This window comes from Ruegeria sp. CH11 (assembly GCF_056537105.1).
In genome coordinates this window covers 501,478-521,959 of record NZ_JBQFQX010000001.1, presented here as the reverse complement: position 1 = coordinate 521,959, position 20,482 = coordinate 501,478, and the positions used below count along the sequence as shown (strand labels likewise).

General features: G+C 58.7%; 19 protein-coding genes. 8 read left to right on the top strand and 11 right to left on the bottom strand.

Annotated elements, in window-relative coordinates:
* The first annotated feature begins 56 nt into the window (after positions 1-56).
* The 3 genes from ACR0LX_RS02590 to ACR0LX_RS02580 are packed head-to-tail and all read left to right on the top strand — an operon-like array spanning position 57 to position 2,800.
* Positions 57-1,577, top strand: a complete 1,521-nt coding sequence (locus tag ACR0LX_RS02590) for a CHAD domain-containing protein (RefSeq protein WP_480782438.1) — start codon at positions 57-59, stop codon at positions 1,575-1,577.
* A 3-nt stretch (positions 1,578-1,580) separates the two neighbouring features.
* Positions 1,581-2,336, top strand: coding sequence for a ParA family protein (locus ACR0LX_RS02585; protein ID WP_480782437.1), 756 nt, complete (start codon positions 1,581-1,583; stop codon positions 2,334-2,336).
* Positions 2,333-2,800 carry a CYTH domain-containing protein gene (locus ACR0LX_RS02580; RefSeq protein ID WP_480782436.1) on the top strand — a complete coding sequence of 156 codons (468 nt, stop codon included), beginning with the start codon at positions 2,333-2,335 and terminating at the stop codon, positions 2,798-2,800. Before ACR0LX_RS02585 ends, ACR0LX_RS02580 begins: the two co-directional genes overlap by 4 nt.
* Here the strand turns inward: ACR0LX_RS02580 and ACR0LX_RS02575 are convergent.
* From ACR0LX_RS02575 to ACR0LX_RS02540, 8 genes are all read right to left on the bottom strand, one after another.
* Positions 2,797-4,167: an ATP-binding protein gene (locus ACR0LX_RS02575; protein WP_480782435.1), complete on the bottom strand. Its 1,371-nt coding sequence runs from the start codon at positions 4,165-4,167 to the stop codon at positions 2,797-2,799. The genes ACR0LX_RS02580 and ACR0LX_RS02575 overlap by 4 nt on opposite strands.
* On the bottom strand, positions 4,160-4,840 hold the full coding sequence (locus ACR0LX_RS02570) for a response regulator transcription factor (RefSeq protein WP_480569111.1): 681 nt from the start codon (positions 4,838-4,840) through the stop codon (positions 4,160-4,162). Before ACR0LX_RS02570 ends, ACR0LX_RS02575 begins: the two co-directional genes overlap by 8 nt.
* Positions 4,841-5,003: 163 nt before the next feature.
* On the bottom strand, positions 5,004-6,440 hold the full coding sequence (locus tag ACR0LX_RS02565; RefSeq protein WP_480782434.1) for a DegQ family serine endoprotease: 1,437 nt from the start codon (positions 6,438-6,440) through the stop codon (positions 5,004-5,006).
* 773 nt (positions 6,441-7,213) lie between these two features.
* Positions 7,214-7,807 (bottom strand): nucleotidyltransferase family protein, encoded by a 594-nt coding sequence (locus tag ACR0LX_RS02560; RefSeq protein WP_480782433.1) that lies wholly within the window; start codon positions 7,805-7,807, stop codon positions 7,214-7,216.
* 76 nt (positions 7,808-7,883) lie between these two features.
* Positions 7,884-9,188, bottom strand: a complete 1,305-nt coding sequence (locus ACR0LX_RS02555; RefSeq protein ID WP_480569119.1) for an HlyC/CorC family transporter — start codon at positions 9,186-9,188, stop codon at positions 7,884-7,886.
* Between the two features lie 63 nt (positions 9,189-9,251).
* Positions 9,252-10,208 (bottom strand): tyrosine recombinase, encoded by a 957-nt coding sequence (locus tag ACR0LX_RS02550; RefSeq protein WP_480782432.1) that lies wholly within the window; start codon positions 10,206-10,208, stop codon positions 9,252-9,254.
* Positions 10,209-10,210: 2 nt separating this feature from the next.
* Positions 10,211-11,737: a hypothetical protein gene (locus ACR0LX_RS02545; RefSeq protein ID WP_480782431.1), complete on the bottom strand. Its 1,527-nt coding sequence runs from the start codon at positions 11,735-11,737 to the stop codon at positions 10,211-10,213.
* Complete coding sequence (locus ACR0LX_RS02540; RefSeq protein ID WP_480569128.1) at positions 11,727-11,876, bottom strand: hypothetical protein; 150 nt, start codon at positions 11,874-11,876, stop codon at positions 11,727-11,729. The genes ACR0LX_RS02545 and ACR0LX_RS02540 overlap by 11 nt, the downstream gene beginning before the upstream one ends.
* 79 nt (positions 11,877-11,955) lie before the next feature.
* Between ACR0LX_RS02540 and ACR0LX_RS02535 the strand changes: the two genes are divergently transcribed.
* Both ACR0LX_RS02535 and aroB read left to right on the top strand, forming a co-directional pair.
* The gene (locus tag ACR0LX_RS02535; protein WP_480782430.1) at positions 11,956-12,543 is read left to right on the top strand and encodes a shikimate kinase; all 588 of its coding nucleotides are present in this window, start codon (positions 11,956-11,958) and stop codon (positions 12,541-12,543) included.
* Positions 12,544-13,656: a 3-dehydroquinate synthase gene (aroB, locus tag ACR0LX_RS02530; protein ID WP_480782429.1), complete on the top strand. Its 1,113-nt coding sequence runs from the start codon at positions 12,544-12,546 to the stop codon at positions 13,654-13,656.
* 7 nt (positions 13,657-13,663) lie between these two features.
* On the opposite strand, the gene ACR0LX_RS02525 is transcribed toward aroB, so the two are convergent.
* Both ACR0LX_RS02525 and ssb read right to left on the bottom strand, forming a co-directional pair.
* Positions 13,664-14,734, bottom strand: coding sequence for a site-2 protease family protein (locus ACR0LX_RS02525; protein WP_480782428.1), 1,071 nt, complete (start codon positions 14,732-14,734; stop codon positions 13,664-13,666).
* An 18-nt stretch (positions 14,735-14,752) separates the two neighbouring features.
* A complete protein-coding gene (gene ssb / locus ACR0LX_RS02520; RefSeq protein ID WP_480782427.1) occupies positions 14,753-15,241 on the bottom strand; it encodes a single-stranded DNA-binding protein in 489 nt (162 codons plus the stop codon).
* A gap of 207 nt (positions 15,242-15,448) precedes the next feature.
* Here ssb and ACR0LX_RS02515 point away from each other — a divergent pair, with 207 nt between their 5' ends.
* From ACR0LX_RS02515 to ACR0LX_RS02505, 3 genes are all read left to right on the top strand, one after another.
* Entirely contained in the window at positions 15,449-16,027 is a 579-nt protein-coding gene (locus ACR0LX_RS02515; RefSeq protein WP_480569142.1) for a lytic transglycosylase domain-containing protein, read from the top strand.
* A gap of 97 nt (positions 16,028-16,124) precedes the next feature.
* Entirely contained in the window at positions 16,125-17,087 is a 963-nt protein-coding gene (locus tag ACR0LX_RS02510) for a LuxR C-terminal-related transcriptional regulator (RefSeq protein WP_480782426.1), read from the top strand.
* Between the two features lie 131 nt (positions 17,088-17,218).
* A complete protein-coding gene (locus tag ACR0LX_RS02505) occupies positions 17,219-18,205 on the top strand; it encodes an MBL fold metallo-hydrolase (protein WP_480782425.1) in 987 nt (328 codons plus the stop codon).
* Positions 18,206-18,326: 121 nt separating this feature from the next.
* On the opposite strand, the gene ACR0LX_RS02500 is transcribed toward ACR0LX_RS02505, so the two are convergent.
* Positions 18,327-20,414 carry a dipeptide ABC transporter ATP-binding protein gene (locus tag ACR0LX_RS02500; protein ID WP_480782424.1) on the bottom strand — a complete coding sequence of 696 codons (2,088 nt, stop codon included), beginning with the start codon at positions 20,412-20,414 and terminating at the stop codon, positions 18,327-18,329.
* Positions 20,415-20,482: the final 68 nt, after the last annotated feature.

Genomic DNA, 20,482 nt, shown 5'->3' with positions numbered 1-20,482 from the left:
TGCGGGCGTGGTTGGTTTTCCTTGCCAATGCGATAGACGCACGCTTTCATGCTGTCATGAGCAAGGCTAGGTCCGCCACTTTCACAATTCCAAAGGTTCTGAGCCCGGACGCACTTGCAGAGGTGCTGGACCGGTATAGCCTATTGGTACAGCCTGAACGATCAGCGTTGCCATTCAAACTCCTCGATTGCCACGATCAGTCTTTGCAGCGATCCGGTCGTGTGCTGCTGGAGGACGAGGGTGCGTTGCGACTGTTTGATGGTCAGGGGCAGATCGTTCGACCGCGCTTCAAAGCACGCGGACGGTTCCTGAAGGATTTTCCGGAAGGCCCGATGAAACAGGCTCTGGCCGGTTTTCCCGTGCTGCGGGCGTTTGTCGTTGTCGGCGAAGGGCAACTCAACAGCGCAGAGTATTCAATTCTGGACGAATTGCAGAAAACTGTGGTCAAGGCGCGTGTGACAACGCTGGCCTCAAACTCGGGCCAGGCCACGATTGTTCAGGTTGAGGGGTTGCGCGGCTATGACCGAGCGTTTGCGGCAATTTGCGCAGCGCTGATTGATACCAAAGGGGCGACCCCCGGAGTCGAAGCGGTTATATCGCATTTGTACCCGGATCATCTGCCCTATCAATCCAAACCGAAGATCCCACTTGGACAGACCGAACCCGCCATCGAGGCTGCTACAGATATCATCAGGACCTATCTGGGCGTTGCGCGGCAGAACGAAGCGGGTGTGATCAGTGACATTGATACCGAATATCTGCATGACTACCGGGTGTCGTTGCGCCGCATCAGATCGGTGCTGAGCCTGTTCAGGGGCGTCTATTCTGAGGACGAGACTGCGGAGCTGAAGCAGGTATTTTCTGATCTGATGACCGCAACCGGCAGGCTTCGCGATCTGGACGTCTACCTGCTGGAAAAGGATAGGTTTTTCAATCTGATACCGTCGTCTCTTCATGTCGGCTTAGATGGGATGTTTGCAGCGTTCCAAAAGGACCGGACGCGAGAGCTAAACCGCCTGGCGCGATGGCTTCGTAGTGCCGAATATGGCGATACCATGCACCGCCTCGCCGCCAGGTTTGAGGGCGCGTCCAACCTTCAGCCCGGCCCAAGCGCGGATTTGGGGGCCTATCGTTATGCCTGCGCGCTGATTTGGAAACGGTACCGCAAGGTCTGCAAGCTGGCGCGCGGTATTCGGCCCGAAACCCCGGACGAAGTGGTGCACGACCTGCGTATCCACTGCAAGAAACTGCGTTATCTGATGGAGTTCTTTGGCCCTTTGTTCGATCCAAAAGATTTCAAGACGATCATCAAGCCCTTGAAAAAGCTTCAGGACAACCTTGGCAGGTTCAACGATTGTTCGGTTCAACAAAACGCCTTGCAGGAACTTGTTGCCAAGTCCGGCGGCCGGTCCGGGCAGGTTGATGGACAGTTCGCCATGGCAGCTGGCGGTTTGATTGCGGTGCTGGACAAAAAACAACGGGACGAACGGGAACTGGTGAAGGCCAACTTCAACCATTTCGACAGCCAAAGAACTCGACAACTTTTCCGGACCCTGTTTCACAAGGTGGAGGATTGAAGCATGAAGACTATTGCCTGCTACAGCAACAAAGGCGGCGTTGGCAAAACCGCAACCTCGGTCAACCTTGCTTATGCCTTTGCGCAGGCGGGTCAGCGCGTTTTGCTGTGCGATCTGGATCCACAGGGGGCATCGGGCTTTTATCTGCGTGTCAAACCCTCGAAAAAACTGACCGAAGCGCGGTTCTTCGAGGACGTCAAACGCTTTACCAAATCCATCCGCGCAAGTGATTTCGAAGGGTTGGATGTTTTGCCCGCCAACCTGACTTTTCGGGACTTCGACGTTTTTCTGTCACGCATGCGCAACAAGCGGTCGCGGCTGAAAAAGGCGCTGGTGTCGGTTGGGGGTGACTATGACGTGATCGTGCTGGATTGCCCACCGAACTTTTCGACGCTGTCCGAGAATATCTTCAAAGCTTCGGATCTGATCGTGGTGCCGGTGATCCCAAGCACGCTATCCGAGCGTACGTTTGAACAATTGGTTGGGTTCTTTGACGAACACAAATTGCCGAAGAAAAAGATCAGGTCCTTCTTTTCCATGGTGCAACGCCGAAAAACCCTGCACCTGCAAACGATGGAGACCATGCGAAAGCAATATCGTAAGCGGTTCCTCAAGACCTCTGTCCCGTTTTCGGCAGATATCGAGCGAATGGGGCAACACCGCGCCCCGGTGGTGACCTATGCCGGTCGCAGTGTGGCCGCTACGGCTTATAAGGCACTGTTCAAAGAGATCAAAAAGGGGATGGGCCGGACCAAATGAGTTTGGAGATCGAACGCAAATTTCTGGTCGCGACCATGCCGGATCTTGGGTCCGCAGAAAAGACGCTGGTGCGTCAGGGGTATCTGACTGCGCCCGAGGATTCGACCGAATTGCGGCTGCGTCAGAAGAACGACGTCTATTACCTGACGCTCAAAGGCAGCGGCGGTATCGCCCGCCTTGAACGTGAGGCGGAGATTTCGGGCGAACAATTCGAGACTTTCTGGCCGGAAACCAATGGGCGCAGGCTGGAAAAGGAACGCTATACCGGAGCATTGCCCGATGGGCACATATTCGAGTTGGACGTGTTCTTGGGCGATCTTGCACCACTGCGTCTTGTCGAGGTCGAGTTCACATCCGAGGCCGAAGCGCGCGCCTATTCGCCGCCAGAATGGTTCGGACCGGATGTGACCGAAGATAAACGCTATAAAAACAAAATCTTGGCCATCAAAGGATTGCCAAGCTAGGGCGAGCGGGACAGTTTCAGCACCGTCTCGAGCCCGGGTTGGCAGTTGCGCGCGATGAACGCGCCGCCATGCATGTGTGAAATTGCAGCGACAAGAGCCAGACCCAATCCGGCATTTCGCTGAGTCCGCGCCGGATCCAGCGTGACGAATGGCATTTGCAGCCGCGCCAGATCCTCGTCGGGCACTCCGGGTCCGCGATCGCGCACGCTCAGCAGGGTAAACGGACCATCCTCGCGGATACCGATTGTAATTGCCGAGTCATGCGGGGCGTAGCGCATCGCGTTTTCCAGCAGATTGGACAGTGCCTGCGACAGCAACGGCCGGTGGCCCTGAATCGGCTCGGCCGTGCCCACAACCTCCAACCGGATACCTTGATCGGTTGCGACGGGGTCGTAGAGTTCGACCACATCCTCGACCAATTGGCGCAGGTTCACAGGCTCGAACTGTTCGCGGCCAAGACCGGCCTCGGCGCGCGAAATTTCGGTCAACTGGGTCAACACGCGCAACACGTGGTCAATCTCTCCGGTGGCGCGCGCCATGTCGATCTCGCGCTCTGCATCGGTCTTGCCGGGTTCTGACAGCGCCTCGACCCGTTGGCGCAGCCGCGACAGGGGCGAGCGCAGGTCATGGGCAATGGAATTGGAGGTTGTCCGAAGGTTGCTGATCAATTCCTCGATGCGATCCAGCATGTTGTTCAGGGTGCCTGCGACCTGGTCGAACTCGTCGCCCGTTCCACGTAACGGCATGCGCAGAGACAAATCGCCGGACACGATATTGTCGGCAGTATCGGCAAAGTCCTTGAGGCGCGAGAACACCAGCCGCGTGAGCAACCAACCGGTCAGCAGGCTGAGCGCAAAGGCCGTCACCAGCGCAAGGCCCACGGAACGCAGAAGAATACGGTCGAACTGTTGTCGCGCCAGCGCATCGCGCCCGACCAACAAACGCTCGCCACCCGGCAGGCGGATCGAGGCGGCCGAGATCGGGACGTATTCGTCGGTCTCGGTCTTGCGCAGTTCCAATTCGACCCAGCCGCTGCCAGCGACGATATCGTCCGGCCAACGTGTCAGGTTTCCGGCCAGCTTTGTCCCTTGCCGACCGGTCAACAGATACAGCGCATCGCGATCGGCTGCGGTGGGCAGGCGACGCTCGATCGCGTTGATCAGACCGATCAACCCGCGTCGCTCATACTCATCCGCAAGGCCGGTAAGCTCGGCTGTGACGACCGAGCGGGTCTCGCTGGCAATGGTGCGGTTGGCCGTGACATAGACCATCGCCAGAATCGCGGCGGTCAGCAAGGTGCTGAGAACCATGCTGGCCAACACCAGCCGTGTACGCGAGTTTCTGAGCGATAGCAGGATGTTATGCATCCGATACCATGTATCCGGCGCCCCGGACGGTTTCAATGATCGGATCGGCCCCATCTTCGTCCAACTGACGGCGCAGTTTCGAGATGTGGACATCAACCACATTCGTGTTCGGGTCAAAGTGATAATCCCAGACCCCTTCAAGCAACATGGTTCGCGACACCACGCGGTTCTTGCGGCGCAGGAAAAATTCGAGGATTTGGAATTCGCGCGGGGTCAGCGTGATCTCGCGCTCGCCGCGTGTGACTTTGCGCGTCAGCAGATCCATTTCCAGATCGCGGCAGGTCAGGGTCGGGGTCTCTTCCGCCTCTTGCGGGCGGCGCAGCAGCGCCTCAATCCGGGCGTGCAATTCCTGGAACGAGAAGGGTTTGACCAAGTAGTCATCCGCACCGGCGCGTAAACCTTTGACGCGCTCGTCGACCGCACTCATGGCGGTCAGCATCAGAACCGGGGTCTTGAGGCCGGCGGCCCGCATCGACTTGATCAGGGACAAACCATCGAGCCCGGGCAGCATCCGATCCAGAACAACCGCATCGAACCCGCCGTCGGTGGCGTGGTACAAGCCCTCACGCCCGTCGGACGCAACTTCGACCACATAGCCTTCTTCGCCAAAGCCTTTGGCAATGAAGTCGCGCGTATCCTGGTCATCTTCAACGATCAGCAGGCGTCTGCTCATGGTCGGGGCTCCTTTTACTCGTGATATAAACATAATCAGCCTCCCAAAAAAACAGGCCGGGTGCGCTGCCGCACCCGGCCGTCCCGGCGGCGCGTGGACAATCCGTGCCTGCCGGAATAAGTGCGCCAGATTTCCCCATCATGTGGCGCACTTAGGCGTTGTGTCAGACGATCTCGACTGCGACGAAGATCTGATTGCCGCCGCGATTGATCAAAAGCAGCGCCGGATCAGTCTTTTCGCTTTCCAGCGCCGTTTTCAGGGCATCCGGTGTTGCGGTGTCTTGCCCGCCCAGCTTGACGATCACATCGCCGCGCTGAAGTCCGGCCTTTGCCGCAGGGCTTTCCGGCTGCAAATCGGTCACAACCACACCGTCGACAGTCTCAGCCACGCCCATTTCCGCGCGCGCGGTTTCCGTCAGCGGGGCGACCGTGACACCCAGAGCAGTGCCTTCGATCTGGTCGTCAACGCTGCTGTCGGTCTGCGCCTCGGCCGATTGGTGCTGGCCGATCGTCAGTTCGATCTGCTGTTCCTTGCCGTCGCGCAGTACGGTCAGAACGCTGTCGGTGCCAACCTTGGTGGTTCCAACAAGGATCGGCAGATCGCTGCTGGAGTCGACGGGTTCATTGTTGAACGTGAGGATCACGTCGCCCTGTTGCAGCGTGCCGTCCGCTGGGCTGCCGTCAACAACGTCCGACACCAGCGCGCCCGAGGTCGCGTCGATACCCATTGCCGCAGCCAGTTTCGGGCTGACATTCTGGATCGAAACGCCCAGCCAGCCGCGGCTGACCTGACCGTCGTCGCGCAAATCGGTGGTGATATGGTCCACGATGTTCGAGGTCACGGCGAAGCCCAACCCGACCGAGCCACCGCTGGGCGAATAGATCGCCGAGTTCACTCCGATCACCTCGCCATCCATGTTGAACAGCGGACCGCCCGAGTTGCCCTTGTTGATCGCCGCATCCGTCTGGATGAACTCGGCATAGGGACCTTCCGAGATGTTCCGGCCCTTGGCCGAAACGATACCGGTTGTCACGGTTGAACTCAGGCCAAACGGGTTGCCAATGGCCACGACGTCTTCGCCCACCCGGATCACGTCGCTGTCGCCAAGCTGTACCGCTTGCAGGGCTTCACCCGCGTCAATTTTCAGAACCGCGATATCGGTCAGTGGGTCGGTGCCGATGACTTCGGCCTCGAACGTGCGGTCGTCGTTCAGGCGCACGGTGATCGTGTCTGCGTTGTCGACAACATGGTGGTTGGTGACGACATAGCCGTCCGCGTCCAGTACAAATCCGGACCCAAGCCCCTGACCGGGGCCACGTTCAGGCATCTGAAAGCCTTCGGGGCCGCCAAAGCGTTCAAAAAACTCTTCAAAGGGGTGACCCTGGAAATTGAAGTCCTGTCCCTTGGCCGGAGCGGGCGCGGCCTTCTGTTCGGCGATGATCGTCACCACCGAGGGTGACACGCTTTCAACCAGATCGGCCAGCGCCTCATCGGCCATCGAGGGCAGGGCGGTGGTGGCCAGCAAGGCTGCGCCCAGCACACCTGTCCCAATCCAGTTGGATGTGCTTGGAAAAAGCAGTGAGGATTTACGGATGCTCATCATGACTCCTGTCTGTGTTAGGCGGTTCGATCCGCGCTTATGAACCGGAGATGACCTGCGAGTGTTGGAAGAACCTGAGCAAAAGATTAAGAAACCTTAATTTTGCCACTTTCCGGGTGTGATGTGCCGCAGCGCAGAGTTTCCGACGATCAGAATCACGCGCATCAGAGTCGCCCGAATCGGTGGATTGTTGCCGAAATAGAAGGCAAGAGCGCAAAAATGTTGAATTGAGTCGGATTTGTTAACAAATAAATCGGCTTGAAAAAGCGCCAGAGGATGCTCAATTTATGGTTGTTGGCCCCATAAGTACCGCTCAACAATACTCCCGTAGAATGACTTAGATTCAAAAAGATACAGTGTATTGCGGGCTATTCTTTGAATGCTCGGTTTGTGCGTTACGTAAGGTAATGCAATTTAAAGAAGAGTTTGATTTTTTTTGATGTTGCGTTTTTGCAAGGTGGAGACCCCGAAAATTTACCTTTATGGCCAATTTTACGTTGTTTGAACGCAACTGATAGGCGACGATGATCGTGCCCAAGTGAGGGGGGCCTGAAACACTAGGGGGTGTTGAAGGCACATCTCAGTCTCCAAAGCGCGGAGCGGCATGTTAACGAGGGGGTCTTGTTTAGGTTAGGCGGCGAAAAAGTCTGGAGGTCTGTTGGACCGAATGGCTGCGCTTGTTGAGATTGGTGAAAGTGGTAGTCCTGTTTTTGGGCAGCGGCCCGGTCTGAGAAGACCGGGCTGCTTTTATTTTGGGTATTTGGCAGCGATCGTCACCGGCGCGCACGCCAGGCTGCCCAATCTTCCGGCGTGTCCAGATCCAGCAGCGCGTTTTGACCCGGCAGCGGGTGCAGATGTACCTTACCTTTGCAGGACCTGACGATTGACTGCGCCCCGGCATCGCCGGTCAGCGCCGCAAGCGCGGGAAACAGGGATCGATCAAAGATGACCGGGTGCCCGGGTGCCCCGTCCTTTGTCGCAGCGCGCCAGATCAGATTGTTCGGGTGCGAGGTTCTTGAATCAGCCACGGACCGCAAATCCTGCGCGTCTAGGTCGGGTAGATCTGCAAGCAGGACCATCACCGCCACGGCGTCCGACGGGATTTGCGCCAGCGCGCCACGAAGACTGGCATTCATGCCTTCGGCGGCATCATTTATCGACACCCGGTGGACGTCCAGGCCTTCCAATACCCGATGGCGGGGATGAGGGGCAGGAGGCAGAGCGGTATAGACCGGCCCCACCAACATCGCCCGTTCGGCGGTTCGACGCAGCAGCGGCGTATCGTCGATCGGTTTCATCAACTTGTCGACGTCGCCCATCCGGCTGGATTGGCCGGCGGCAAGTAGGATCACAGGTATCTGTCTCATGCGGTCACAATGCGGCCTGCAGCTTGATCTGTCACCCGAGAACGCCCATCCGCGTCCCAAGGTCATTCAAGCCCGGTTACAGTGGTCTGACTTTCAGCCCCGTGATCCGGTTTCCCTCGCGCGAGGTGACCTCGAACCGGAAACCGTGGAACGAGAATACCTGCCCGGTTGTCGGGATCATCTGCGCCTCGTGAATGACCAGCCCGGCAACGGTGTTGGCTTCGTCATCGGGCAGGGACCAGTCCATTGCCCGGTTGACGTCACGAATGGTCATCGCGCCCTCGATCAGGAATTGGCCGTCATCGGTGCGGGTGACCGGCACGTCCTCGTCCAGATCGAACTCGTCCGCGATCTCGCCGACGATTTCTTCCAGAATATCTTCAAGCGTGATCAGCCCGCGCAACGAGCCGTATTCGTCGACCACAAGGGCGAAGTGGCTGTGCATCCGCAAAAACTCTCGCATCTGGTCGTCCAGAGTGGTCGTTTCGGGCACGAAATACGGGTCATTCGCAACCTTCGAGATATCGAAGGATTTCAACTGTTCAACATCGCCTTGGGCGCCCGCCTGCGCATACATCGCGCGGAACAGGTCCTTGGCGTGTACGACGCCCACGATGTTTTCCTGCTCGTCCCGAAACACCGGAAGGCGCGTGTGCGGGCTTTCAAGGCACTGTTTCAGGATGGCTTCGGGTTCGTCCCCGGCATCGATCATTTCGATATTCGAGCGGTGCAACATGATCTCTTCCACCGCGCGGTCACCCAGATCCAACGCACCCAGAATGCGGTCACGGTCTTCTTTTTCAACCACGCCTTCCGAATGGCCGAGTTGCAAAGCTCCGGCAATTTCCTCGCGCACGGCCAGAATGTTGCTGTCAGGGTCGATCTGCACGCCAAATACGCGCAACACGCCGCGCACCAGCAGGCGCACCGCCGCAACCATCGGTGAGAACACGGTGACGACGATGCTGATGACCGGCGCTACCAGAGCAGCGGCTTTCTCGGCATTGGTGATCGCATAGGTTTTCGGCAGAACCTCGGCAAAGATCAACACCAATAGGGTCATGACAAGCGTTGCAAGTGCCACGCCACTTTCGCCAAAAAGCCGTGTGAACAGGGCGGTCGCGAGCGATGCCGCAAGGATGTTCACCAGGTTGTTGCCCAGCAGAACCGAACCAATCAGGCGTTCGTTGTCATCTGTGATGTCCAACGCCTTTTGCGCGCCCCTTGATCCCTTGTCTGCCTGTGCCCGCAGTTTGCCCCTGGACGAGGCGGTCAGCGCGGTTTCCGATCCTGAGAAAAAGCCCGACAATACGAGCAGAAGAAGGATGGAGCCGGAGGTGATCCAAAAAGCGCCATCAAGCAAAGAGGAGGTGGGTTCCATCGGTCCTTGGGTTATCTAGTTTCTGCATCCGTTATGGGGGTCCGGCCCCCTGCGATCAAGGGGTTAGGCTTTGTCAGCCTTGTCATCCTTGGCCAGCGGGTGGTGTTCCAGCACCAGTTCCGACAAACGTTCATCCAGAACATGGGTGTAAATCTCGGTGGTCGCCACGTCGGCGTGACCCAGCAGCGTCTGGATCGATCGCAGGTCGGCACCATTGGCCAACAGGTGGGTTGCAAAGGCATGGCGTAAGGTGTGCGGAGTGACTTTTTCGGGCGAAACACCGCCCTCGACGGCCAGTTCCTTGACCAGCAGAAAGAAGCGGTGCCGCGTCAGATGCCCGGATTTTCCGCGCGAGGGGAACAGAAACCGCGACCGCTGCGCACCTTTGGAAACAGCCATATCCTCGGCCTCATCACGCAGGATTAACCACGCGGCCAAAGCCTCGCGCGCGGGTGGGGACAGGGGCACCATGCGTTCCTTGCCGCCTTTACCCAATACCAGCAACATACGCGGGTCGCCCCGTGCCGAGGAGACCGGCAATGAGACCAACTCGGTCACGCGCATCCCGGTGGCATAGAGCAGTTCCATCAGGCAGGTGTTGCGAACCTTGTCGGCAGTGCTGCGGCCTGTTCGGCGGGCCGCTTCGAGCAGGCGGTCAACCTCGGGCACGTCCAGCGTTTTGGGCAGTCGCTTCTGACGGCCGGGCCCCTTGATCTGAATGGCAGGGTTGGCGTCGCGCCAGCCTTCTTCGAACGCAAAGCGGTATAGCTGTTTTATCGCAGACAATCGCCGCGCCCTGGTCGACCGGGATAGTCCTTGTGCGTCGCAGTCGATCAGGTAGCCTTCGATTTGGTCGCGGTCGGCCTTTGCGAACGTCATCTTGTGGCGGTCCAGCCAGCCTGAAAAATCCTGCAAATCGCGGCCATAGGCCAGCAACGTGTTTGTGGCTGCGCCAAGCTCCGCGGCCTGCGCCTCGAGAAAAGTAGAAATCCACAAGTCCTGCGAGTTTGGGGCAGGCATGGTCAGGCTCCGTTCAGGATCATCAGATGCAACGCCGCACGCCGGGCTGTATCTTCAAGACCAACGCGGCGGAATGCGGCAATGGCGGCTGTCAGGTCCACAAGGTTTCCGCGCGCGCCGTGATCGAACAGGATCATGGATTCCAAAATGGCCTCGCCCAGTTGGGCGTTGCGTAACAGGGCTTCGATGTCCGACGGTATTGGAGGCGACCAGGCGAAGCCTTGGGAAATCGCATCTGCCATAGGGGACGGAGACCGCGCGCTGCCGGGATCGCCCATGGCCAGCGCCGCAAGAAACGCGTTTTCCTGCGGGCCATCTGGGACAGACCTGGCCGCGTCCTCATAGCGTTCGGACAAAAGCAGGATGCGCCAACGCAGGTTCTCGGCCTCGGGATCCTTGAGTGGCAAATTAGACAGCTCTGCGGCGAACAATTCGGCAAAGGGAACTTCAAGCCCCACGCTCTGCATCTGTTGCCACACATCAGTCAGGCGCTTTGCGAGCGCGCTTCGATCGCCCGACTTCAACGCCTTTTCGAACTTCTGAATGGCGGCAACACGATCCCAGACCGCGCCTGAGGCCGCTGGCGCGCGTTCGGTGTAAAGCCCCAGCAATTGATTGGGTGTCAGCGCGCCGATCCGGGTCAGGCGCTCTGCTGCTTCGACCTGAGCTTTCCAGCCGGCGACGTCGCGCAAATCGGCATTGGCAAAGCCACGGGGCAGCGATGCGGTTGGCAGACGCTCGCCAATTGCCTCGAACATGCGGAAAGTCAGCGGGTCCGGATTTTCGGGAACCGGCAGGTACGCCGCCCCTTCGAACAACTCCGGGCTCAGGAACCGGTCCAGAAGGTCCAATTCTTCGGGTGGCAGGATCTCCAACGCATGCGCGGCCTCAAGTGTCAGAGCCGCCGACGCCCAGTCACCGCGCCTTGCCTTGCAGAAAATCTGCGCCGAATAATCCCGAGACAGGTTGGGTTGCGCGATCAACGCGCTGCAACTGCGATCCTCGTCGCCGGTCAGCAGGGTCGCGTCGAACCATTGCCGGAACCTTTCCTGCGTATCCGTCGGTCCCGCCAATTGTACCAGCGATTGCACCGGATCAGCAGCGCCCAACTGCATCAAGCGATCCAGCCGCGCCATCAGCAAAATATCCTGTGTGTCGGGGCCTGACGGCGGTCGTGCCTCGGACAACAGCAGAGTGAACAGCAGGCGTTGCAGGGCCGGGTTTGACTTGACCGGCACCCGCCGGATCAGCTCGGCCAAACGCGCGGGATCGCTGCCTTGCCACATACTCACCGGCAGACCGGTGACCGACGAGGACACCAGCCCAAGCGGGGGTGACAACGCTTCGAGCGGGGTAACCTGCACATCCGGTTGCAACCCTGTCTGCGTCACAGGTGGCTCCAGCAGCACCGTTCCCGGCAAATTGTCCGGCGGGTCGGTCAGCCAATCAATAGCTGACAACGGCTCGGACGTCTGGGCCTGCGCCGCTCCGGCCAGAACAAGCGCCAGAAGGGCGGGTCTAGTCGGCATTCAGGATGACCGGCTCGCGAATTTCGCTTTGAGGCGCGGAAAAATCCGCGCCGAAGAACGGCCCGATATAGGCATAGCCCACCAGCCCGATGAAACACAGGCAAATGAGGTATATCAGGAACTTGAAAAGACGGCCCATGGGTCAACGCTGCCTCAATTTTTGCTTTTGGCCAAGTTATAACTGGCATTTCCCGCAAGATCACGTCATTCACGATGAAATGAGCGAAATTAAGCATAATCCCTCGGTGGCCGGATCGGCGCGGCGATTTGATCTGCACAAAACCGTTGTTTTGGTCGGCATGATGGGCGCTGGCAAGACGGCCGTGGGCCGCGCTTTGGCCGCGCGTCTTGGCGTTCCGTTTCTGGACAGCGATGCCGAGATCGAATCGGCGGCCAATATGACCATCCCCGAGATCTTTGCCCGCGATGGCGAGGCGTTTTTTCGCACCAAGGAAAGTCAGGTCATCGGGCGGCTGCTGGACGAAGAAAAGGGCATCCTGTCAACGGGTGGCGGCGCGTTTTTGTCCGATGCCAACCGTCAGATGATTTCGCAAAAGGGCGCATCGGTCTGGCTGCGCGCCGATCTTGAGGTGCTGTGGAACCGGGTGCGCCACAAGGATACCCGTCCACTTTTGCGCACCACCGACCCGCATGCGACCTTGCGCGCGCTATATGAAGCACGCGTTCCGGTTTATGCGCAGGCTGATCTGGTGGCGGAGTCCGATGGGGAAACCGCAATCGAGGATATGGTAGACCGGGTTTTGGCGGAATTGCTTACGCGCCCGGATGTTTTGGAACTGAAATAGATGCATCAAACGGTACATGTCGAACTGGGCGAACGGTCTTATGACGTTGAGATCGGGCCAGATCTGCTGGCGGAGGCGGGTACGCGGATTGCGCCGCTGCTGCCACGACCCCGCGTAGCCGTACTGACTGACGAGACCGTCGCCGCATTGCATCTGGATGCGCTGCGCGATGGCTTGGGTGCGGCAGGCGTAGAAATGACTGCGCTGACTTTGCCCGCCGGTGAGGCCACCAAAAGCTGGCCGCATTTTGAACGTGCCGTCGAATGGCTGCTATCGGAAAAGGTTGAACGCCGCGATGTCGTCGTTGCCTTCGGCGGTGGCGTGATTGGCGATCTGGCCGGGTTTGCCGCGGCCGTGATGCGGCGCGGCGTGCGGTTCGTGCAGATCCCGACCTCGCTGCTGGCGCAGGTCGACAGCTCGGTCGGGGGAAAAACCGGCATCAACGCGCCACAAGGCAAAAACCTGATCGGCGCGTTCCATCAGCCATCTCTGGTGCTGGCCGATACGTCGATTCTGGAAAGTCTCACAGCGCGCGATTTTCTCGCCGGATATGGCGAGGTGGTCAAATACGGCCTGCTGGGTGATGCCGCGTTTTTTGACTGGCTTGAGGTCAACGGCCCCGCCTTGTCGTCGGGCGACATGGCCGCCCGAGTGCAGGCCGTGACCCGCTCGGTCCAGATGAAGGCCGACATCGTCGCGCGGGATGAGACCGAGCAGGGCGACCGCGCGTTGCTGAATCTGGGCCACACATTCTGTCACGCGCTCGAGGCGGCGACGGGCTATTCGAACCGTTTGCTACACGGCGAAGGCGTGGCGATCGGCTGCGCGCTGGCGTTTGAGCTGTCCGCGCGCCTTGGTCTGTGCGCTCAGGAAGACCCGAGCCGCGTGCGTGCGCATTTGCGGGCGATGGGTATGAAAACCGATCTGTCCGACATTCCGGGGGAATTGCCCGGCGCACAGGCTTTGGTTGATCTGATGGCGCAGGACAAAAAAGTGATCGACGGTCAGCTGCGGTTCATTCTGGCGCGCGGCATCGGACAGGCATTTGTGACTTCGGACGTTCCGCGCGATGCGGTGGTTTCCGTGCTCGAGGATGCCCTGGCGACGTGCTGAGCAAGCCTTAGCGCCCCTGTATGACCATCAGCTCACCGATATTCTCACGGGTGATGTAGCCGACCATATGCCCGGCTTTGGTGATCACCGCCACAGCCGGCGCGCCGCTGTGCAAGCCATCCAGCACCTTATTCAAGCCGCTGGTCAATGTGACTGTCGGGATTTCGGTGTCCATTAGCGAAGTCGCGGGGTCCGAACGGGGATGTTCACTGGCCAAGGCAGCCAACAGCCGGTTGCGCGTGACGAAACCGAGAAGAACGCCATTCTGATCCAACACCGGAAACTCGTGCTGAGTCGTGTGGATGACAGCCTGGGCGGCAGTGTTCAGCGTGTCGTCGGGCGACAAGGCGTGAAACTCGGTGATCATCGCGTCCCGGGCCTGAACCTTGCGAGTCACCGCCCTCAGGGCAACGTCCTGGCTTTCGGCATTGGCGGCGATAAAGACGAATACCGCAATCAGGACAAGGATCGGGTTGCCAGAAGTCAGCCCCAGGAACCCCAGTCCGACAGCAACGATCTGCCCGCCCAAGGCCGCCAGCCGCGTGGCTTTGACGCGATCCATTTTCAGACATAGCAGAGCGCGAAACACGCGCCCGCCATCCATCGGAAAGGCGGGGATCATGTTGAATGCGGCCAGTAGCAGGTTCACATAGGCCAGACGGCCCAGCAGGTCCGCCCTGGCCGAGTCGATCTGCGTCAGCGTATCCATCTGCGTGCCTGCGCCCAAAGCCACCAGAACCAGCCAGATGACAATATTCACCGCAGGCCCCGCCAAGGCTACATAGACCTCTTGCATCGGCTTTTGCGGCATACGTTCCAGCCGGGCCAGCCCGCCGATCGGCAGCAATGTGATATCCGGGGTTCGAATGCCATAGCGCCGCGCCATTAGGGCGTGGCCGTATTCATGGGCCACCACACAAGCGAAAAGAGCCAGAACGAAAACCAGGTTTTCAACTGCGGCTGGCCATCCACCATCCGCATAGGCGGCGAAGCCGACCCATGCCAGAAGAAGAAAAAAGGTGACATGGACCCTCAGCTCAGATCCGAACAAACGACCGAGCGGGAAGGACCATGCCATGATATGCCTCCGTTTCGTTTAGAACGGAATCTCGTCGTCGTCGATTCCGCCAGATGCCGGTGCCGGGGCGCTGGAGGGGCCGCCATAGGGGTCACCGTAACCACCCCCGGCCTGTCCGCCGCCATATCCGCCGGATTGACCACCGCCGCCTTCACCCCGGGAATCCAGCATCGTCAGTTCGCTGCGATAGGGCCGCAGCGCCACCTCGGTCGAGTACCTGTCCTGTCCCGATTGATCCTGCCATTTGCGTGTTTCCAATTGGCCTTCGACATAGACTTTGCTGCCCTTGCGCAGATATTGCTCGGCGACGCGGACCAAAGGTTCTGAGAAGATGGCGACCGTGTGCCATTGGGTCCGTTCCCGACGCTCGCCAGTGTTGCGGTCTTTCCACGTTTCGGAAGTCGCGATGCGCAGGTTACATACTTTTCCACCGTTCTGGAACGACCGTACCTCAGGGTCGGCACCAAGATTGCCGATCAGAATGACCTTGTTGACTGAACCCGCCATAAATTCCCTCGTTTTTGCCTTTGATGTTCTGCGCCCGAATCTGGCGCCTACTCCGCTGCTGACCCTATACGTCCTGCGCCATGGTTAAAACATGGTTGATCGCGCAACGGTGCGCTCTAAAAAGTTAGTGCGGCCTTAACCAAGCTTTCATTTTCGACCGTAATACCTATACTCTGTCTGGTTGTTGAGCGAGCGGGATTGGCTTTAATGCGTGTTCTGGTTGGTGGTTTTGCGGCTTTGTGCCTTTGTCTGACGTCTGTTTCAGTCGGCGCAGAGACTCTATCCACTAAAAACCGCAAAGCAATATTTCTTAAGCAAGCCAAGGTTTTGGACAATAGGGCGTCGACCCAATACCGCGATTCCGAACGGCTGAAGCCGAAAACCAAAAGCAAGGGGTTTTCGAAACGCTATACCGGCAACTACAAGGGCCAGTTTCTGACCCACGCGCGCAACGCAGCGCGCAAGCACAATGTGCCGGAAGAGCTGTTCCTGAGGCTTGTGCAGCAGGAAAGCGGCTGGAACCCCCACGCCAAATCGCACAAAGGCGCATTGGGTCTGGCACAATTAATGCCGCAGACAGCCAGATTGCTGGGCGTGGACCCACTTGATCCGATCCAGAATCTGGAAGGCGGCGCGCGGTACCTGTCCTGGCAGTATCGCAAGTTCAAATCCTGGCGTCTGGCCTTGGCGGCCTATAATGCGGGTCCGCAGGCGGTCGAGAAATACGACGGCGTACCACCTTATGCAGAGACTCAGAACTACGTGAAAGTGATCTGGGGCGGCTGACGAAGCCGTGCCGCAACGCGGCGGATTGGTTTGTTGATCGGCGCCGAAGGGGCGTTGTACGCTTTGGAGGTCCAAACCGAACAAAACCAGCGGCCCAATGACCACCGACCGTCCAGACATTCCGCAGGAAACGATCGCCAACTGGCAGGGGCTTGTCGATCTTGTGGCCCAGCTTGCAGATGTGCCGGCAAGCCTGATCATGAAGACCGACGCGCCAGCGCACGCGGTTCTGATCACCTCGGGCCATCCGGACAATCCATACCCTGAAGGCATGACCTTTCACCTGCATCCCAAACTGTATTGTCAGGGGGTTCTGGCACGCGACGGCGAGCTTGTCGTCGAAGATGCCGACTGCGACCCGCTGTGGATGGACAACGAGGATATGGAACACGGCATGTCCTTTTACATCGGACTGCCGTTGAAATGGCCCGACGGAGGCGTGTTCGGTACGATCTGCGTACTGGACCGTAAGCGCAACCGCCGCGCCTTGCTGTTCCGCGAAGGATTGGCGCAGTTCGCCCGTATGGTCGAAGCGGATTTGGCTTTGTTGCAAGAGGTTTACCTCAGACGCGCGCTTGAGGCGAAGCTGAACGAGACCATGGCGCATCTTGAAAGCCGCGTACAGGAACGCACCCGTGCGCTGCAAGAGACCAACACCGCGTTGCGGGTTCTGCTCAGCAGTGTCGACGCCGACCGAAAGACCCGCGAGCAGGAAATTCTGGAACAGGTCCGCGGCATGGTACTTCCGTATCTGGGTAAGCTGCGCCATCAGGTTGACGGAAACGAAGCCTCGCGGATTTACCTGGATCTGGCCGAAAAGAACCTGCGCGAAATCACCTCGGCGCTTTCAGACAAACTCACTGATGCCTTTTCGGTCATGACGCCGACCGAGATCGAGATTGCGCAGCTCGTCATGTCCGGTAAGACCACCAAAGACATCGCCAAGGCGCTGTCGCGGGAAACCTCGACCATCGATTTTCATCGCAACAACATCCGCAGGAAATTGGGGCTGGACGGGCGGGATCAGAACCTGCGCAGCCATCTCCTCGCGATTTCGTGAACAGATAATATGGGGATCGCCCCCATATTCCCCCCCTGTTTTTCCGATCTGAATCTTAATCAGACCAGTTGCTACCCTTTTTCTGTCGGTCCGGCCCACGCCGGAACCGCGCAAACAAGGGAGAAGTCAGAATGGATCGCAAAGACCTCAGGCCAACGTTGCTGGATGGGACAAAGGATAAATTGGCCGAGGGGCTCTCGCGCCGGTCGTTTTTCATGGCTGCTGGGGCGGCAGGTGTCGGGGCAGGGGCTTCGTTGCTGTCTGGCAAACCTGCTCAGGCTCAGTCACAAGCGTGGTTGCAGCCGGGTAACAACAACCATGTCATCGATTTGCAAGGCTCAACCGGGCAAGCCAGCACCGGTGCGGTTGGCATCGACTATTACGGGCATTGCGCGATCAAGATCACCTCGCCCAGCGGTGCGACCGTTCTGTTCGATCCGTGGCGCGATGATCCCTCGGGCGCGTGGGGTCTGTGGTTCCGCAATGAATTCCCTCAGATCCCGGTGGACATTACCTTATCGACGCATGCGCATTTCGATCATGACGCGATTGAACGGCCCAGTTCGACGATGGTTCTGGACCGCATGGTTGGAAATTTCGAGTTCGCGGATGTGAAGATCACCGGATTTGCGGACAAACACGCCTGCGTGGCGCCCGGTTGGTATGACTGGACCAATGCGCTGGCCGAGTTCGGGGTCGAGGCCTGTCCGCCCAACAATGTGGGCCACATGGATATGGTTGTCTACCTGATCGAGACTGGTGGTATCCGCACCCTTATCTGGGGCGACAACCGCCACAACCCACCGCAAGAGTTCTGGGACGCAATTGGTCAGGTGGACGTACTGACCCTGCCGGTCGACGGATCAGAACATATCCTGAGCTTTGAGCAGGGCAATGACATCGTGTCAAAGCTGAAACCCAAGATCATCATCCCGACGCACTATCTGAACGAAGTCACGTCTTACACGCTGACGACGCTGCAAGCCGCAGATGAATGGGTCAAGGGTCAGAAAAGCCATACGATGCTCGACAGCGCCAGCCTGCAGCTAGAGGCCGGAGAGGTCGCAGGCATGAACCAGGAATTCATGCATTTCGGCAACAATGTCATGACGGGTTAAGGCACCGAATGGGGCTGCCACTCACGCAATCCCATGCACCGCCTGTCTCCCCAACGAACTGCGGTGCGACACGAAAAGGGCCGGTCTGAGGACCGGCCCTTTTTTCTAAGATCGCAGTGGTCTATTCCGCCGCGATTTTGATCACGGGTTCCATCTTGGCCAGAATGTCCTCGGCCAGATGGCATTTGACCTGATGCCCGTCCGCAAGGGTTTGCACCGGCGGAACATGCGACTCGCAGCGGCCATCCGGTACTTCGGATTTCCAGCGACAACGGGTCTGGAATGGGCAACCCGGGGGCGGGTTCATGGCCGACGGAATATCGCCCTCAAGCACGATGTGCTGCTTTTCGACCGAGGTGTCGGCAATCGGCACCGCGCTCAGCAGTGCTTCGGTATAGGGATGGTAGGGCGGGCTAAAGACCTGATCGGTGGTTCCCAACTCGACCACATGGCCCAGATACATCACCATCACCCGGTCGCTGAGATAGCGCACGATTGACAGGTCGTGACTGATGAACAGAAGCGTTGTCTTCTGTTCCCGCTGAATCTCCATCAACAGATCGGTCACGGCGGCCTGAACCGAAACGTCCAGCGCAGACACCGGCTCATCGGCGACAACGATCCTCGCATCCCCTGCAAACGCGCGGGCAATGCCGACACGCTGCTTCTGACCGCCCGACAGCTGGCGCGGCATACGGTCGGCAAAGGCGCGGGGCAGCTTTACCAGATCCAGCAGTTCCAGCATCCGCTTTTTGCGATCAGCCTCGGAATTGCCGACGCCAAAGATTTCCAACGCGCGAATGATCTGACGACCAACCGTCATCGAAGGGTTCAGCGTGTCAAACGGGTTCTGGAACACCATCTGAACCTCGCCAACGGTCTTGGAGTCCCTTTCCTCGATCGGCACATCTTCGATGTTGCGGTTGTCCAGCAAGATCTGCCCGTCGGTCGCCGTTTCAAGCCCCATCAGAACCTTGGCAAATGTGGACTTGCCGCAACCGGACTCGCCCACGATGGCCAGAGTTTCAGATTCGTGGGCCTCAAAGCTCAGCGTTTCATTGGCTTTCACAACCTTGGTGTCGCCGCCACCGAACAAGGCGTTTGCCGCCACTTCATAGTATTTCTTGAGGTTGTCCATTTTCAGAACGGTGCGGCCGATCTCGGCTTTTTCTTTTTGTTCCCCCACCGTGAGTGGCGCGTTCCAGTCGATTTCCTGGAACTTCAGACAGCGCGTGTGATGCCTGTCGTTGCCCGGTACGGCCTCCATCAGAATTTCCTTGGCGTCGCAGCGGCCTTCTTCGAAATAGTCGCAGCGTGGGCCAAAATTACAGCCTGGCGGGCGTTCGTGCGGCAGTGGGAAGTTCCCCGGAATGGCTACCAACGGGCGCGAGTTCTTGTCGGCCCCCGGCAAAGGGATCGAGCGGAACAGCGCCTGCGTATAGGGGTGCTGCATCTCGTCGAACACATCCTGGATCGAGCCACGTTCGACCGCCTCACCCGAGTACATCACGCAAAGCCGGTCGCAGGTTTCCAGAACCAGCCCGAGGTTGTGCGAGATAAACAGCATCGAAGTGCCGTATTTCTTGCCCAGATCCTTGACCAGTTCGACCACGGCAGCCTCGACGGTCACGTCCAGCGCGGTTGTCGGTTCATCCAGGATCAGCAGCGCCGGTTTCGACATCAGCGCCATCGCGATCACGATCCGCTGCTGCTGACCACCCGACAACTGGTGCGGGAAGGAATTTAGCATCCGCTCTGGATCGGGCAGGCGCACATCGGTGACAACCTCTAACGCACGGGCGTAGGCTTCTTCCGCGCCGACGCCCTCGTGGATCATCGGAACTTCCATCAGCTGTTTGCCGATCTTCATCGCCGGGTTAAGCGAGGCCATCGGCTCCTGATAGATCATCGCGATTTCGTTGCCGCGAATGTCGCGCAGTTCTTCGGTGCTCATCTCGGCCAGATCACGTCCCTTGAACTTGATCGTCCCGCCCACAATGCGGCCATTCTTGCCAAGGTCCTGCATGACGCCCAAGGCCACAGTCGATTTACCGCAGCCAGATTCTCCGACCAGACCCACGGCCTCGCCGGGCTGCACGCTGACCGAGAAATCCATCACGGCCGGGATTTCCCTCAGCCGGGTAAAAAAGGATATCGAAAGCTTGTCGATCTCCAGAATTGGCCCTTCATAATCCGCCAGTTTATTCATCTGTGTTTCTCCTCGCGAGAGTCCGGGGGATCCCCTTCATCTGGCTAAAAAATATCCCGGGGGTCTGG